The organism is Streptomyces sp. NPDC015242, assembly GCF_043079125.1.
In the GTDB taxonomy this organism is placed as follows: Bacteria; Actinomycetota; Actinomycetes; order Streptomycetales; family Streptomycetaceae; genus Streptomyces.
Genome location: NZ_JBIBUF010000010.1, coordinates 48,428 through 63,601, shown reverse-complemented (window position 1 = coordinate 63,601; position 15,174 = coordinate 48,428). Strand labels below are relative to the sequence as shown.

The window sequence follows — 15,174 nt, the reverse complement described above, 5'->3', positions numbered from 1 at the left end:
GGCAAGCGCGTTCCCCACCGGCATCAGTAAGTTGACGGTCGCTTCGGAAGGACTCAGGACCGGCCGGCCAGCGCGTCCGCGAGGAAGTGGCCGCCCTGCCTGAGCGCGGCCTGTGTGGGCGGGCTGTCGCGCAGGGGGGTCAGGGACACGAAGTCGTGCACCGTGCCCAGGTAGCGCACGGACGTCACCGGCACGCCCGCCTCGCGCAGCAGACGGGCGTAGTGTTCGCCCTCGTCCCGCACGACGTCGGCCTCCGCCGACACGACGAGGGCCGGGGGCAGCCCGGCGAGGTCCTCGCGGGTGGCCCGCAGCGGCGCGGCCGTGGGCTCGGCCAGTTCGCTCTCGTCGTCGGTGTACTGCCGCCAGTACCACTCGACGGCCCCGCGCGTCAGGAGGTAGCCGAACTCGAACTGCTCGGCCGACGCCGTCTCGCAGTCCGGGTCGGTGAGCGGGTAGTAGAGCAGCTGGGCGCGGATGCGGGGGCCGCCGCGCTGCTTGGCCAGCATGGTGAGGGCCGTGGCGATGGTCGCGCCGGCGCAGTCACCGGCCACCGCCAGCCTGCGGTCGTCCAGGCCCAGTTCCGCCGCCTGTCCGGTGACCCAGGTCAGCACCGCGTACGCCTCCTCCAGCGCGACCGGGTAGCGGGCTTCGGGGGTGCGGGTGTACTCGGGCACGACGAAGGCGGCGCCACTGAGGGACGCCAGCTCGGCGATCATCGGTGCGTGGGTCCGGGCATCGCCGAGCATCCACCGGCCGCCGTGCAGGTACACCACCACCGGCAGGGGCCCGGGCGGCCGCGCCGGCCGGAACAGCCAGAAGCCGACGAGCCCGGAGGGGCCCACGGGGGCCACCCTGAACTCGGCGTCCACGGCGAAGTCGTCGAGGGCCTGGCCCTGCATCTCCAGCAGCGCCTGCCGCCCGTCGGCGGGGCCGAGCTGGTGCAGGTAGGGCGGTGCGGCCGAGGCGTCGACGAGCCGTTGGACCAGGGGATCGAGGACGACGGCGGGACGGTCGGATCCGCCGTCGTCCGTGGGGGGATCGAGGTTCACGCAACTCCCTGCACGGTCACGGACGGCCGCTCCATGACCTCACGCCGATGGCCGCGGCGGGCGGGGCCACGCCGCTCAAGTGCCGCCACCCTACTGCTCCTCGTGCCGGGCTCACAGGTCCTCGAACAGACCGCGCAGCTGGTTGCGGCTGCTGACGCCCAGCTTGGGATACACGTTGTAGAGGTGGGAGCTGACCGTGCGCGGCGACAGCAGCAGCTGCTCGGCGATCTCCCGGTTGCGCAGTCCGCGCGCCGCCAGCCGTACGATCTCCCGCTGCTGCGCGGTGAGTTCGGCCAGCGGGTCGGCCTGGGCGGGGGCGGTGGCCACGCCGCTGGCGCGCAGCTCCACCCGGGCCTCGTCCGCCAGGCCCGCCGCGCCGAGCCGGGTGAACGACTCCACCGCCGTGACCAGCAGCGGGCGGGCGTCCAGCGGGCGCCGTCGCCTGCGCAGCCACTGCGCGTAGTGCAGCCTGGCCTGCGCCCGCGCCAGCGGCCACTGGTCGCCCACCGGGTTCACCGTGGCCAGCCGGAAGTGGTGCTCGGTGTCCTTGGGGGCTCCGGTCAGCGCGGCGGCGTGGTGCAGCAGCAGGGTCATCCGCGTCGTCGGCTGCGGCCCGACCGCGGCGCGCACCGCGTCGACGACCCGCGCCGCCTCCCGTTCCCGTCCCGTGCGCTGCGCGGCCGCGGCGAGATCCGCGATCGACCGCGGGGACAGGAAGTAGTGCAGGGGCGTGCCGTCCTCGGCGAACAGCGAGCGGAAGTGCCGGAAGGCGCCGTCGAAGTCACCGGCCGCGGCGGCGGCGGTGCCCGCGGCGCGCAGGAGGCGGGCGTGGGTGGCGCGGTTCTCCTCCAGGCCGACCGCGGTCCAGGCCGCGTCCGCCGGGCTGCCGGAGGTCTCGCCGCGCAGGGCCCGCAGGGTCGCCCGCAGGGCCTCGACATCGCTGTGCAGATGCGCCCACTTGTGCACGGCCGCCAGCGCGGCGGACCGGTCCAGGTGCTCGTCCGCCTCCGCCCAGCGGCCCGTGTCGATCAGCGACGCGGCCATCGCCGCCAGGGAGGGGGCGGCCGAGCCCATGGCGCCGAAGGCACTGAGCAGGGCGTACCCCTGCCGGTGGGCCTCGACGCACAGGTCGGACTCGTCGGCGTACCAGGAGACGCCGCCCAGCCCCAGCAGGCGTGTCGTCTCGGCGATGCCGGCCGCCGGCTCGCGTGCGGCCGGTTCCCGGCGGAGGTGCCGCAGCAGTTCGGCGGCCCGGGTGGGATCGGCCCCGGCCAGGGCGGCGGCCCGCACGGCGTCGGAGCTGTCGCTCGTCGCCAGTTCCGCGTAGGGACTTCCGTGGTTCCCCGGCCGCGCGCCCTCCAGCACGGCCGTGACCGGGCCCCTGAACCCGGGCAGGCCCGACTGGTAGGCGATGGCCGAGAGGATGCTGGTCAGCGCGACGACGGTCATGCCGTTCGCGGGCGGGTCCGGCTCCAGGGCGCTCAGCACGACCCGGAACGCCTGCCGCTGGTGCCCGAACAGGGACAGGCCCATGCCTGCCCCGCAGGCCGCCATGCCCAGCAGGTCCCGGTCCTCGGTGAGGGCGGTGACCTGGTCGTACAGTTCGGACACCCACAGGGGGTCACCGACGTTCTGGGCGGCCCTGAGGGCCTTGGTGTACCGGCGGGCCCGGTCGGCCGGCGCCGGGCTGCACTCGGCGGCGCGCTGCAGCGCCTGGCCGGCCGCGTAGAAGCCGCCGCGCCGCTCGGCGAGTTCGGCCGTGTCCTCCAGGGCCGTCGCCACGGACTCGTCCCGGCCGACGCACGCCGCCGCCAGGTGCCAGGCGCGGCGGGCCGGGTCGGCGGTGAGGGCGGCCGCCAGGTCCCGGTGCGCGCGCTGCCGGAGGTGGGCGGGTGCCGCGTGGTAGGCGCCCGCGCGGACCAGCGGATGCCGGAAGAGCACCTGTCCGTCCATGACGGTGACGAGGCCGTTCTCCTCGGCCGGGGCCCACGCCGACAGGTCCGGACCCGCCTGCGCGGCGGCCATGACGGTCGCCAGGTCCTCTCCCTGCGACGCCGCCGCGTAGAGGATCAGCCGCTGCGTCGTCTCCGGCAGGGCGCGCAGCCGGGCGGCGTACAGCTCCTGGATGCGCTCGGTGCGCGGCAGTCCGCCGCCGGGCAGGACGCCCGCGCCGCCCGTTCCCGCCGCGCGGCACAGCTCGATGATGGCCAGCGGGTTCCCGCCGGCCTGCCGCAGCAGTTCGATCCGCGTGCGGCCGGTGGGCGGCTGCGGCTGGGCGTCCATCAGCTCGGCGGCGGCCTGTGCGGTGAGCGGGCCCAGCAGCACGGTGGGCAGGCCGGCCGGGAGCCCGGCGGGGGCCGTGTGCCCGCGTGCGGTCAGCAGGACCGCCACGTCCTGTGCGGTGATGCGGCGGATCACGAAGCCGAGCACGGCGAGGGAGTCCCGGTCCATGTGCGGGACGTCGTCGAGGCACAGCAGGACCCGCCGGTGGTCCGAGACGGCGTCCAGCAGCGTCAGGACGGCCGTGCGCAGCAGCATCGAGTCGGGCGGTCCGCCGTCGGGGGCGGTGCCGAACGCCGTCTCCAGCGCCGCGCGCAGATGGCACGGCAGGGCGCCGACACCGGGGAGGACGGGCAGCAGCAACTGGTGCAGGGACGCGAAGGAGTGGCGTGACTCGGCCTCGATGCCCTGGGACGCCAGGACGAGCGTCCCGCTGTCGCGTGCGTGGCCGGCGGCGGCCGTCAGCAGCTCCGACTTGCCCGTGCCCGCGTCACCGAGCAGGAGCAGGGTCCGTGGCCCGGGGTGGTCCTCGTCGACGAGTGCGAGGACCCGGGCCACCTCGTCCTGCCGGCCCAGCAGACCGGCGCCCGGTCCTGACCGGCGCGTGGTGTCGCCGCTAACCACCATGGCGGGCCCTCGCCGTCGCGCCCGGCGGCTCGCTCTCCGCTTCCGCCGGGGCGTGCACGGCGCCCGTCGTTCCGTGCGCCGGTGTGTCCGGCGCCTCCCCCCGGTTCCTTCTTCTTTCAACCACCTCCCCATCATCGTCATTGACAGCCGCCCGCGCGACCCGGATCCGGAGGCTCCCGGCCTCCGCCACCGTGCCGCGTGCCTCCGCCGCCCCTCAGGTCACCGGCCCCGCGGCCGGCGGAGCGGGGTCGTAGGCGGCGTGCCGGACCACATCGCGCAGGTGGAGCGCGGCGCCGAGCAGGTCCTGGTGGCCGGTGTAGAGGGCGTTGACGCCGAAGCGCAGCAGGTCGGGCGCGCGCATGTCGGCGATCACGCCGCGTTGGGCGAGGGCGGCGACCAGTCCGCGGGCGTGGGGGTGGCGCAGGGTGACCTGGCTGCCGCGGCGGGCGGGGTCGGCCGGGGTGACCGAGGTGAAGCCGAGGGGTGCCAGGAGGTCGTCGGCGCAGCGCAGGAAGAACCCGGTCAGGGACAGGCTCTTGGCGCGGACCTGGGCCAGGTCGACGCCGTCGAAGGCGGTGAGGGCCGCCTCGAGGGCCAGCAGGGACAGGATCGGCGGCGTGCCGATGCGGGCGCGGGCGATGCCGGGGGCGGGTGTGTACTCCCGGGCCAGGGCGAACGGGTCGGCATGTCCGGTCCAGCCGGGCAATGGCGTCTCCAGTGCCGCGTGGTGACGTCGTGCCACGTACAGGAAGGCGGGGGCACCGGGGCCGCCGGAGAGGAACTTGTAGCCGCAGCCGACGGCCAGGTCCACACCGAGGGCGTCGACGTCCACGGGCAGGGCGCCGGCCGCGTGGCACAGGTCCCACAGGGCGAGGGCGCCCGCGTCGTGGGTGGCCCGGGTCAGTGCCGCCATGTCGTACAGCTCGCCGGTGCGGAAGTCGACGGGTGAGTAGCTGACCACGGCGACGCGGTGGCCCTCGGCGGCGAGGAAGTCCGGCAGGTCCGCCGGTGGCACGCGCCGCACCCGCAGGTCCCGGCGGCCGGCCACCGCGTCGGCGAGGTAGCGGTCGGTGGGGAAGTGCCCGGGGTCGGTGACCAGCAGCGGCCGGTCCGGGCGGAGCGCGGCGGCGGCGTCGAGCGCGGTGAACAGCTGGACGCTGGTGGAGTCGCCGGCGATCGTCTGGCCGGGCGCGGCGCCGATGAGCGCGCCGACGGCGTCCCCCACCCGCAGGGGCGCCTCCCACCAGCCGTTGGCGTTCCACGAGCCGATGAGCCCGGTGCCCCACTGGCGCCGCACCACGTCGTCGAGGGCCGCGGGCACGGCGGCGGGCAGCGGGCCGAGGGAGTTGCCGTCGAGGTAGACGACGTCCGGTGGCAGCAGGAAACGGCTGCGCAGGGACGCCAGGGGGTCGTCGGCGTCGAGCTGTTCGGCCTTCTCGCGCAGGCCGGCCGGTGCGGAGAGTGAGGTGGTCATCGGTGTGCGGCCTCCTCGTCCGCGCGGGCGGCGTGCCCCGGGGTGAAGGCGGCCGCCATGTCCCGGAGGGTGTCGGCGACCGCGCGGGCGCCGGGTGCTCCCGGTTCGATGAGGGTGTAGTGCCCGGTGCCGGGCAGGACGACCGTCCTGAGGTCCCGGTGCACGGCCGCGTAGTCGCTGAACTGGCCGAGCGGGACCTCCTCGTCGGCGGCGCCGTGCAGCAGCACCGTGGGCACGCCGGTGGTGCCGGCGTCCCGCAGCAGGGTGAGGGGGTCGACCTCGGGCAGGCGCTCGTCGAAGTGCTCCTCGCCGCCCAGGAGTTGCAGGGCCGCGTCGTCGCTGAGGCGGTCGCGTCGGGTGGCGGCGAGGTCGGTGATCGGGGCCAGGGCGAGCACACTCGTCGGCAGGGTGCGGGTGTGCCAGCGCGACCCGGGCGGCAGCAGTCCCCGGGCGGCGCACCACAGGGCCAGGTGACCGCCGGAGCAGTGGCCCGCCAGGACGTAGGGCCGTCCCTCGGGAAGGGTGTCGACGATGCGGGCGACGTCGTCGAAGGTCTCGGGGTAGCCGCCCGCGCCGCCGGAGCGGCGGAAGCCGGGCAGCAGGACGTCGAAGCCCTGCCGGGAGAGCCAGGCCGCGAAGGGCGTCAGGTGCATGCGGTCGTAGCGCCAGTAGCCGCCGTGCAGCAGGATCACCAGGGGGGCGCCGGGGTCGCCGCAGGGCCAGGCGTCGTAGGAGTGGTGGGGGTGGTCGCCGTAGCGGCCGCGCACCGGGGCGAGCACCGGCTTCAGGCTCAGGACCCGCTGCTCCTCCTCGGCGGCGAAGGCGGAGATGACCCTAGAGGTCACCGCGCACCTCCCACAGGTCGGGGAAGACCGGGCGGGCCGCCCGCTGTTCCAGCCAGGCCAGTCCGGCGGAGCCGGCGCTGCCCGGCTTGGCGCCCATGGCGCGGCGCACCACCAGGACGTGGTCGAAGCGCCAGCGGGTGACGAGTTCGGCGATGTCGGTGAGCAGTTCGCCGAGCGCCAGGTGCGGGTGGTTGCGCTCACCGGTGTAGACGTGCCGCCAGGTCTCGACGACCCCGGGGTCCCCGGTGTACGGGCTGGTGACGTCCCGCTCGCGGACGTGGCGCGGGACGGGCAGGCCCTGCCGGTGCAGGTATCCCAGGACCTCGTCGTACAGAGACGGTTCGCGGTAGGTCTCGGCGAGCGCCTCGTGGACGGCCGGGTCGCCGCGGTGGGCGCGCAGCAGCCCGGCGGACTTGTCGCCGAGGAGGAACTCCATGTGGCGGTACATCGCCGACTGGAAGCCCGACGCCTGCCCGAACGCGGCGCGGAATCCGTTGAACTGGGCCGGGGTGAGCGCGGCGATCGGCGCCCAGGAGGCGGCCAGGGCGGTCAGCGCGCGGCGGCTGCGCGTCAGGGCGTCCACGGCGGCGGGCAGGTCGTCCTTGGCGAAGGCCACGCGGGCCGTGCGCCACTCGTGCACGATCAGGGTGAACCACAGCTCCATCACCTGGGTGGTGACGAGGAACCCCATCTCGTCCGGGGCCTCGGTGAGCGGCTGCTGGAGCGAGTTGAGGACGGACGCGTGCACATAGGTGTCGTAGGGGCTGGCGCCCGCGAAGGGCCGGGTCAGGGCGTCGTCCGTCACCGGCTCGTCGAGAGCGGACGTGCGGTCGTTCATCGCTTCTCCTAGGGGTGCGGAGGGGTCACACACCGAGGTGGACGCCGCCGGAGGCGTCGATCCACTGGCCGGTCACCCAGCGGGCGTCGTCGCTCGCGACGAAGGAGACGACGTCGGCGATGTCCACCGGGTCGCCGAGCCGGCCGAAGACCGAGGCCTCGGAGTAGCGGCGGCGGATCTCCGGGACGGCGAGGGTGGGGTTGATCTCCGTCTCGGTGTAGCCGGGCGCGACGGTGTTGACGGTGATGCCTCGGGGGCCGAGTTCCTGGGCCAGGGAGAGCGTGAGGTAGTCGAGGGCGGCCTTGGTCATGGTGTAGGTGACGATCGGCGGGAAGGCGACGCGGGTCGCGACGGAGGAGATGTTGACGATCCTGCCGCCGTCCCGCAGGCGCTCCAGGCCGCGCTGGATGATGAAGAACGGCGCCTTGGTGTTGATCGCGAAGACACGGTCGTAGTCGGCCTCGCTGACCTGGGCGAACGGGCGCGGCAGGGTGATGCCCGCGTTGTTGACCAGGATGTCGAGTCCGGGCGGGGCGTCCTGCTCCGCCAGGGCGCGGTCGAAAGCGGACCACAGGGTGTCGGCGTCGCCGGGGACGCCGAGTTCGGCGTGCACGGGGAAGGCGCGCCCGCCGTCGGCTTCGATCTCCTTGACGGTGCGTTCGGCGGCGGTCAGGTTGTGGCCGTAGTGGACCGCCACCAGGGCGCCCTCACGGGCGAGGCGGTGGCTGATGGCTCTGCCGATGCCCCGGCTGCCGCCGGTGACCAGGGCGGTCTTTCCCTCGTGCCGGGCGGTGACGGTCATCGTTGTCTCCTTCGCTGGGGGTGGCGTGGGCTGGGGGTCAGGCGTCGAAGTCGAGGGTGAGGTCGGGGGTGGCCGGCCGGGCGCGGCAGACCAGGGTGTATCCGGCGGCGCGGTCCCGCTCGTCCAGGGCGTGCTGGCCGTCCGCCGTCACCCGCCCGGACAGGACCTTGGCGCGGCAACTGCCGCACACGCCCTCGCGGCAGGCGTAGGGCACGTCGGGGTGGGCGCGCAGCAGCGCGTCGAGGAGGACCGGGTCCCCGGGCAGGACGGTGGCGGTCCGGCGGCGCCCGTCGAGCAGGGCGGTGACCCGGGCCGATGCGGCCTCCGTTGCCGGGGCGGCCGCCACCGCGGCTGCGGTCTCCGGTGGCGGTGCGGTCGCCGTTGCGGGTGTGGTCGCCGTTGCGGGTGTGGAGGGTGCGGACGGTGGCGGGGCCTGCCACGGGGTGTCGCCGGGCGTGAACAGCTCCCAGCGCACGCGTGAGGGATCGGCGCCCTCCTCGGCGAGGACCTGCCGGGCGGTGCCGACGAGGCCGGGCGGTCCGCACAGGGCGTAGGTGGTGTTCCGGCCGGGGCGGGCGTCCACGGCGGCCAGCAGGCGGCGCAGCGCGCCGGCGTCGAGCCGCCCCGCGAGCGGCCCGCCCCCGCTCCCCCGCTCCTCTCGGGTCAGCACGTGCAGCACGGCGAGCCGGTCGACGAACTCGTCCTTCACCAGCGCGAGTTCGTCGGCCAGCAGGGCGTCGGCTGAGGTGCGCACCGAGTGGACGAGGGTGATCCGGCAGGCCGGGTCCCGGCGCAGCGCGTGCGTGGCCATCGGGGCCAGCGGGGTGATGCCGGTGCCGCCCGCGAGGAGGACGTGGTGGGCCCCGGGCAGGTCCGGCAGGGCGAAGGAGCCGGTGGGCGGGGAGAGTTCGAGGTGGTCGCCGGGTGCGAGGCGGGTGGCGGCGTGGGCGCCGAAGCCGTCGGGACGGCCCCGCCCGATCACCAGGCGGAGCGTCTCGGGGGCGTACGGGGGCGGGCAGAGCGAGTAGCTGCGGCGGAGTTCGGCGTCGCCGGCGCGGTGCCGGACGACGACGTGCCGGCCGGGGCGGTGGGCGAAGACCGTCCGCAGGGCGGCGGGGACGTCCAGGGTGACGGCCACCGTGCCGGCGGTCGGCCGGCGCACGTCGGTGACGCGGAGCCGGTGCCAGCGGGTGCGCGGGGAGGAGCCGGGCGGGGCGGGGGCGGCGGCGGTGTTCACGTGCGCCTCACAGTGCGGTCAGGTAGGGGAAGGGCTCGCGGCACGCCGTGCACCACAGCACCGACTGGCAGCGGGAGGGCCCGAACGGGCTGTGCGGGCGGGTGGCGCGTGAGCCGCAGTGCGGGCAGGGCACCGCACCCAGTGCGACGGTGACCGGGCGGTCGGGGGCCGGGGACAGGGGTGGGGCGATGCCGTGCGCGGCGAGCTTGCGCCGCCCCTCCGGGGTGATGCGGTCGGTCGTCCAGGGCGGGGTGAGGACCTGCCGGACGCGCCCGTCCGGGTGGCCGCAGGCGGCCAGGACGTCCCGGACCGACGCGGTGATCTCCTCCAGCGCCGGGCAGCCCAGGTAGGTGGGGGTGATCTCCACTTCGAGCACGCCGTCGGCGGCCGGGGCGACGGTGCCGACCACGCCGAGGTCGCCCAGACCGATCACGGGCAGCTCCGGGTCCGGGAGTGCCGCCACCCGCTCACGTACCTCCCGCGCGGTGCTGCGGGGGGTGCCGGCCGCGCTCGCGCTCACCAGGTGCCTCCGGGGAACTGCCGCCGCACCGACTGCAGTTCGGCGATGAGCGGCCCGAACTCCTCAGTGTGCAGGCCCGAGCGGCCGCCGGTGGCCGACCAGGTGGGGGCGGGCACGGCGAGGCCCGCTTCCGTGAGGACGCCGGTGACGCGTTCCAGCCATGTCTCGCGCAGCGGCGCCGGGGAGGGCACCGCACCGGACGCCGCCAGGCGGCGCAGGACCTCGTCCTCCTCGAAGAGTTCGCCGGTGTAGGGCCACACCCGCTCCAGGCCGTGCCGCATGCGGCGGGCGCTCTCCTCGGTGCCCCGCCCCAGCGTCACCGTCCAGCGGTCCGCGTGCAGCCGGTGGAAGGCGACCTCCTTGGCGGCGCGCGCTCCGAACCCGGCGAGTTCGGGGTCGGGGCAGTGCGCGAGCGCCTCGTAGTACAGGACGGCGTAGTGCGTGTAGGCGAGCTGCCGCGCCACGGTCACCGCGAAGTCCCCGTTGGGGAGTTCGGTGAGCAGGGTGTTGGTGAACTCGCGTGCCGAGCGGGTGTAGGCGAGGTCGTCCTCGGTGCGGCCGGTCCCGTCGAGATGGCCGGCCCGGGTGAACAGGGCGCGGGCGTGGCCGATCAGGTCGAGGGCGATGTTGGACAGGGCCAGGTCCTCGTCGACGGTCGGCGCACGTGTGATCCACTGGCACAGGCGCTGCCCGAGGATCAGGGCGTCGTCGCCGAGGCGCAGCAGGTGCCGGGCCAGGTCGGGGCCGGTCCCTTCGCCCGCCAGGGCGCCCGGGCGCACCGCCGGGACGTCACGCGTGGTGCTCACCTTCGGGGCCTTTCTCGGTCAGCGGTGCGAAGTGCTCGGGGTAGCGGTACGGCTTGTTCCGGGCGCCCGCGAAGTAGGGGTCGCGTTCGTCGGGGGAGGCGGCGTGGACGGCGTCGGAGCGCACCACCCACAGCGACAGGGGCTCGCCCCGGCGGGTGTACAGGTCTCGGGCGGCGGCCAGCGCCGCGTCCGGGCCGGCGGCGCGCACCGACCCCACGTGCTGGTGGGCCAGGCCCCGCCGGGCCCGCAGGAAGACCTCCCAGGACGCCGGCGCGCCCTCCGGGTTCCCGCTCATGCGTCCCCTCCCGTCGGCTCGTCGTTCCGGGCGGCGTACGCGGCGGCGGCCCGGCGGACCCAGGCGCCGTCCTCGTGCGCGGCGCGGCGGTTGGCGATGCGCTGCCGCGCCCAGTGGGTGTCGTCGCCCAGCGCCGTCCGGTAGGTGTCCCAGTCGACCGGTGTGAAGTCGTAGTGGCCGCGCTCCTCGTTCCAGCGGATGGCCGGGTCGGGCAGCGTCAGGCCGAGGCGCTCGGCCTGTGGCACGCAGGTGTCGACGAAACGCTGGCGCAGCTCGTCGTTGGTGTGGCGCTTGATGCCCCAGGCGATCGCGCGGCGGGAGACGGCGGCGCCCAGGGCGGCGGTGCGCGCGTCGGCGCCGCCCGCCTCGGTGTCGGGCGGCCCGAACATCAGCGCCACGGCCGGCAGCCACCAGCGGTTCACCGCGTCCTGGGCCATCTCCCGCTGTTCCGGGGTGCCTTCGCACAGGGCGCGCATCAGGTCGTAGCCCTGCCGCACGTGGAAGGCCTCCTCCTGGCAGACGCGGCGCATCGCCCGGGCGTACGGACCGTAGGAGGTGCGGCACAGGGGCGCCTGGTTGATGACGGCGGCGCCGTCCGTCAGCCAGGCGATGGCCCCGGTGTCCGCCCAGGTCAGGGCGGGGTGGTTGAACGTGGCGGAGGCGCGCTGCCGGCCGTGGTGCAGGGCGTCCAGCAGGTCGGCGCGGTCCACGCCCAGCGTCTCGGCGGCGGAGTACAGGTACAGGCCGTGGCCGGCCTCGTCCTGGACCTTGGCGAGGAGGACCGACTTGCGGTGCAGGGACGGGGCGCGGGTGAGCCAGGCGCCCTCCGGCTGCATGCCGATGATCTCGGAGTGGGCGTGCTGGGCGATCTGGCGGACCAGCATGCGGCGGTATCCGTCGGGCATCCAGTCGCGCGGTTCGATCGTCGCGCCGCCGGCGACGAGCGCGTCGAAGTGGGCGAGCAGCTCGCCCTCGTCCGCGGCAGCGGCGGTGGCGGCGGTCACCGGGCACCGCCCGGGTGTGCGGCGACCGCCGTTGCGGTGCCGTGCTGCGGGCGCCGCCGCCGGGTCCGGACCCGTACCGGCTGCCTGGGCACGCGCATCACTCCTTCGGCTGGGGACCGCCCGCGCGGGGCCGGTCGGAGCGGGTGGCTTCGTTGCGGTAAGAGGCCGGGCGCGCGGCCCCGCTATCCCCGGCGTGCGCGGTTCGGGCGCGTGACAAAGCTCACGGGCCGGCGCGGGGAGTGGGAGCGGGCGGTGCCCCCTCTTGAAGGGGTGACAGTCGTACACCGCGCGGCGGCCGGCACGCCGAGGCGAAAGGGGAATCCATGAGCACCATCAGGGAGTTGCTGGTCGAACTCACCGGTACGGCCGAGTACGCCGGCCAGGTCGGCGACGACGTCGACCTGGCCGCCAGCGGCATCGACTCCGGGGACCTGGTGCGCCTCGTCCTCCTGGTCGAGCAGCGGCTCGGCGTCGAGATCACCGCCGAGGACATGGAGGAGCTGCGCACGATCGGCGACTACGAGCGTTTCGTGGCCGAGCGTGCGGTCGCGGGCGCGAGCGGCGGTGCGTGATGTGGCTGACGCAGTTGCTGGAGCGCAACCGCCAGTGCCGGCCCGGCCGTACCGCCCTCGTCGACGAGGAGCGCAGCGTCACCTGGGGCGAGTTGCACGACCGGACCCGGGAACTGGCGCTCGGCCTGGCCGAGTTGGGCATCGAGCGGGGTGACCGGGTCGCCGTGCTCGCCAAGGACCGCATCGAGGTCCTGGAGAGCTACTTCGCGCTGGCCCGGCTCGGCGCGCTGTTCGTGCCGCTGAACCACAGCCTGACCGAGTCCGAGGTCGCCGGGATCGTCGAGCGCGTCGGCGCGGTGGCGGTCCTCGGCGAGTCCGAGCTGCTGGACCGGCACGCCGGGCTGCCGTCGTCGGTGCGGATCCGGCTGGCCTTCGACAAGCCCGAGTTCGCGGCGCTGGGCACCCTGGCCGCCGCACGGGACCTGCCGGACGTCGCCGACACCGACCCGATCGCCGTGCTGCACACCTCGGCGACCACCGGGCAGGCCAAGGGCGTCACCGTCGACAGCGCGTCCTTCCGGGCCATCGCCCTGGGCTGGCTGGTGATGGCCCGCCCCACCGACGACATGGTCATGGTCAACTGCTGCCCCCTGTACCACGGCAGCATGGTCGTGTCCCTGACCTACCTGGCGGCCGGGGCGACGGTCGTGCTGATGCCCGGCTTCACCCCGCAGCGGGCGCTGTCCGCGGTGGAGCGGCACCGGGCCACGCACATGTGGCTGGTGCCGCAGATGCTCCGCTTCATGCTCCAGGCGAAGGCGTCCCGGCACACCGACCTGTCCTCCCTGCGGGAGGTGCTCTACGGGGCCGCCCCGATGCCGCTGGACGTCTACGCGGACGCGGTCGAGCGGCTCGGCTGCGGTTTCCGGCAGGTGTACGGGATGACCGAGGTGGGCGGCCCGTTCGTCACGCTCGGCCCCGAGGAGCACCCGGCCCCCGGCGACGTCACCGCGCGCATCCCGTGCGGGCGGGTCGTGCCGGGGATGTCCGCCCGCGCGGTGGACGCCGGCGGCCGAGAGCTGCCGCCGGGCGAGATCGGGGAGATCGTGGTGCGTGGACCGGGTGTCATGCAGGGCTACTGGAACGACCCGGAGGCCACGCGTGAGATCACCCTCGACGGCTGGATCAAGACGGGCGATCTCGGCTTCATGGACGAGGAGGGCCGCATCAGCCTGGTGGACCGCACGAAGGACCTGATCCTCCGCGCGGGCCAGAACGTCTACCCCTCGGAGATCGAACGCGCCCTGATGACCCACCCCGCGGTCCGGGACGCGGCGGTCGTCGGGATGCCCGACGCGGACTACGGCGAGGTGCCGCTGGCGTACGTCGCGCTGCAACCCGGCGCGCGGGCGGACGCGGCGGCGCTGCTCGCGCACGTCGCGGGTCTGCTCGCGCCGTACAAGCGCCCGCGGCGGGTGGAGTTCATCGAGCAGGTGCCGCGCAACCCCGCCGGGAAGATCGTCAAGAAGCTGCTGCGGGTGTGAGCGCGTGGGGCGGTGGACGGCGATGACCGGGCGCCCCGTGGAGACCGGGCCGGCCACGACGGAGACGTCGTGGCCGGCCCGTGCCGGTCGGGAGCCCGCCGCGGCGGTGGAACGCTCCCTCGCGGCCCTGGCGCCGGTGCTGGGCGCCGCCGGGCTGGGGCTGGGGGTCGCGTCCGTCCGGGAGCCGTGCGCGCGGCCGGCCGGGCCCGCCGAGGCGGCCGCCGCGGCGGGCATGCCGCCGGGGCGCCGGCTGGAGTTCCTGGCGGGCCGGCGGGCCGCCCGCCGTGCCCTGCGCGCGGTGGGGCTGGAGTGCGGCGAGATCCCGCGTGCGGGACGGCTGCCGGTGTTCCCGCCGGGCCGGGCCGCGTCGATCTCGCACAGTGCCGGCATCGCCGTCGCGGTGGCCGGCGCCCCGGGCCGCGACCTGCCGCTCGGGTGCGACCTGGAGCTGCGTCCCCTCCCCCGGGCGGCGGCCCGCCTGATCCTGCGCGCGGACGAGGAGACGCTCCTCGCGGACGAGGACGTCCCGGCCGACGACGGGGACGCGCTGCCCCTCACCGGGGAGTCTCCGGCCGACGACCACAGCGGGCTGCTCGTCGTCCAGAACGCGACCGCCGACGGCGGGACCCCGCTGTCCGTCACCGAGGACGGGCCGGCCGGCGACCGCAGCTCACTCCTCGTTGCCGGGAGCGCAACCGCCGACGGCGGGGGTGCGCGGCCGCCGGCCGGGAGCACCCGGGTCGTCGCCGGGAGCACTCACGTCGCCGACGGCGTGTCGGCCGATGGCCAGGGCGTGTGGGCGCGGGGCGAGGAGGTGACGTGCGAGGGGGGCGCCGGGTGGTCCGTGACGGAGCTGTTCTCCGCCAAGGAGGCCGCGTGGAAGGCCCTCGCCGTGGCCGGAGCGGCGGGCGGCCTGCGGGATCTGCTGGCCTCGCCCTGCGCGGGCGGCCTGTGCGTCCGGCTGCGCGCCGATCCCGGCCGTGCCGTGCGGGTGCGGGTGGTGCGTGCCGGCGCGGGGGTGTTCAGCTGGGTCGCCGACCGGGCCTGAACAGACCTGTCCCGCCCCCGGTGCGGCGCACCGGGGGCGGGAGGAGGGGGCGCGTCAGCGTTCCGGGGTGCCGCCGTCCCGGTAGGAACGGCGTACGGCGTCGGCCGCCTTGTCGGTCTTCGCGTCGTACTTGTCGCCCGTCCGCTCGTCGACCATGCGCTCGGCGCCCGAGACGCCCTTGTCGGCCTGGTCGGGGTGACCCTTGGCCATCTGCTTGGCCTTGTTCATCATGTCGCCCAGCTTGCCCATGGGGGTACCTCCGGGAGGTGCGTGTGCGTCGTACCCCGCCGCAG

15 protein-coding genes are annotated in these 15,174 nt (G+C 75.5%); 3 read left to right on the top strand and 12 right to left on the bottom strand.

The features are described from left to right. Positions 1 to 53 precede the first annotated feature (53 nt). From ACF07N_RS30230 to paaA, 11 genes are all read right to left on the bottom strand, one after another. Positions 54 to 1,049 (bottom strand): alpha/beta hydrolase, encoded by a 996-nt coding sequence (locus tag ACF07N_RS30230; protein ID WP_392118908.1) that lies wholly within the window; start codon positions 1,047 to 1,049, stop codon positions 54 to 56. A gap of 111 nt (positions 1,050 to 1,160) precedes the next feature. Continuing rightward, entirely contained in the window at positions 1,161 to 3,956 is a 2,796-nt protein-coding gene (locus tag ACF07N_RS30225; protein WP_392118905.1) for an ATP-binding protein, read from the bottom strand. A gap of 214 nt (positions 3,957 to 4,170) precedes the next feature. Beyond that, positions 4,171 to 5,430: a kynureninase gene (locus ACF07N_RS30220; protein ID WP_392118902.1), complete on the bottom strand. Its 1,260-nt coding sequence runs from the start codon at positions 5,428 to 5,430 to the stop codon at positions 4,171 to 4,173. After that, on the bottom strand, positions 5,427 to 6,275 hold the full coding sequence (locus ACF07N_RS30215) for an alpha/beta hydrolase family protein (RefSeq protein WP_392118899.1): 849 nt from the start codon (positions 6,273 to 6,275) through the stop codon (positions 5,427 to 5,429). Before ACF07N_RS30215 ends, ACF07N_RS30220 begins: the two co-directional genes overlap by 4 nt. Then, on the bottom strand, positions 6,265 to 7,113 hold the full coding sequence (locus ACF07N_RS30210; protein WP_392118896.1) for a tryptophan 2,3-dioxygenase: 849 nt from the start codon (positions 7,111 to 7,113) through the stop codon (positions 6,265 to 6,267). The genes ACF07N_RS30215 and ACF07N_RS30210 overlap by 11 nt, the downstream gene beginning before the upstream one ends. 25 nt (positions 7,114 to 7,138) lie before the next feature. Beyond that, entirely contained in the window at positions 7,139 to 7,915 is a 777-nt protein-coding gene (locus tag ACF07N_RS30205; RefSeq protein ID WP_392118893.1) for an SDR family oxidoreductase, read from the bottom strand. Positions 7,916 to 7,952: 37 nt separating this feature from the next. Then, entirely contained in the window at positions 7,953 to 9,152 is a 1,200-nt protein-coding gene (locus ACF07N_RS30200) for a 2Fe-2S iron-sulfur cluster-binding protein (RefSeq protein WP_392118890.1), read from the bottom strand. Positions 9,153 to 9,159: 7 nt separating this feature from the next. Next, positions 9,160 to 9,672, bottom strand: a complete 513-nt coding sequence (gene paaD / locus ACF07N_RS30195) for a 1,2-phenylacetyl-CoA epoxidase subunit PaaD (protein ID WP_392118888.1) — start codon at positions 9,670 to 9,672, stop codon at positions 9,160 to 9,162. Further along, complete coding sequence (gene paaC, locus ACF07N_RS30190; protein WP_392118885.1) at positions 9,669 to 10,478, bottom strand: 1,2-phenylacetyl-CoA epoxidase subunit PaaC; 810 nt, start codon at positions 10,476 to 10,478, stop codon at positions 9,669 to 9,671. The genes paaD and paaC overlap by 4 nt, the downstream gene beginning before the upstream one ends. After that, positions 10,462 to 10,773 carry a 1,2-phenylacetyl-CoA epoxidase subunit PaaB gene (paaB, locus tag ACF07N_RS30185; protein ID WP_383326140.1) on the bottom strand — a complete coding sequence of 104 codons (312 nt, stop codon included), beginning with the start codon at positions 10,771 to 10,773 and terminating at the stop codon, positions 10,462 to 10,464. The genes paaC and paaB overlap by 17 nt, the downstream gene beginning before the upstream one ends. After that, positions 10,770 to 11,777, bottom strand: coding sequence for a 1,2-phenylacetyl-CoA epoxidase subunit PaaA (gene paaA / locus ACF07N_RS30180; RefSeq protein ID WP_392118882.1), 1,008 nt, complete (start codon positions 11,775 to 11,777; stop codon positions 10,770 to 10,772). The genes paaB and paaA overlap by 4 nt, the downstream gene beginning before the upstream one ends. A 323-nt stretch (positions 11,778 to 12,100) precedes the next feature. Here paaA and ACF07N_RS30175 point away from each other — a divergent pair, with 323 nt between their 5' ends. The 3 genes from ACF07N_RS30175 to ACF07N_RS30165 are packed head-to-tail and all read left to right on the top strand — an operon-like array spanning position 12,101 to position 14,881. Continuing rightward, positions 12,101 to 12,349 (top strand): acyl carrier protein, encoded by a 249-nt coding sequence (locus ACF07N_RS30175; RefSeq protein WP_383326134.1) that lies wholly within the window; start codon positions 12,101 to 12,103, stop codon positions 12,347 to 12,349. Beyond that, positions 12,349 to 13,833: a class I adenylate-forming enzyme family protein gene (locus ACF07N_RS30170; protein WP_392119504.1), complete on the top strand. Its 1,485-nt coding sequence runs from the start codon at positions 12,349 to 12,351 to the stop codon at positions 13,831 to 13,833. The genes ACF07N_RS30175 and ACF07N_RS30170 overlap by 1 nt, the downstream gene beginning before the upstream one ends. A 22-nt stretch (positions 13,834 to 13,855) precedes the next feature. After that, positions 13,856 to 14,881, top strand: coding sequence for a hypothetical protein (locus ACF07N_RS30165; RefSeq protein ID WP_392118879.1), 1,026 nt, complete (start codon positions 13,856 to 13,858; stop codon positions 14,879 to 14,881). 54 nt (positions 14,882 to 14,935) lie between these two features. On the opposite strand, the gene ACF07N_RS30160 is transcribed toward ACF07N_RS30165, so the two are convergent. Beyond that, positions 14,936 to 15,130: an antitoxin gene (locus ACF07N_RS30160; protein WP_365090152.1), complete on the bottom strand. Its 195-nt coding sequence runs from the start codon at positions 15,128 to 15,130 to the stop codon at positions 14,936 to 14,938. Between the last annotated feature and the right edge of the window lie 44 nt (positions 15,131 to 15,174).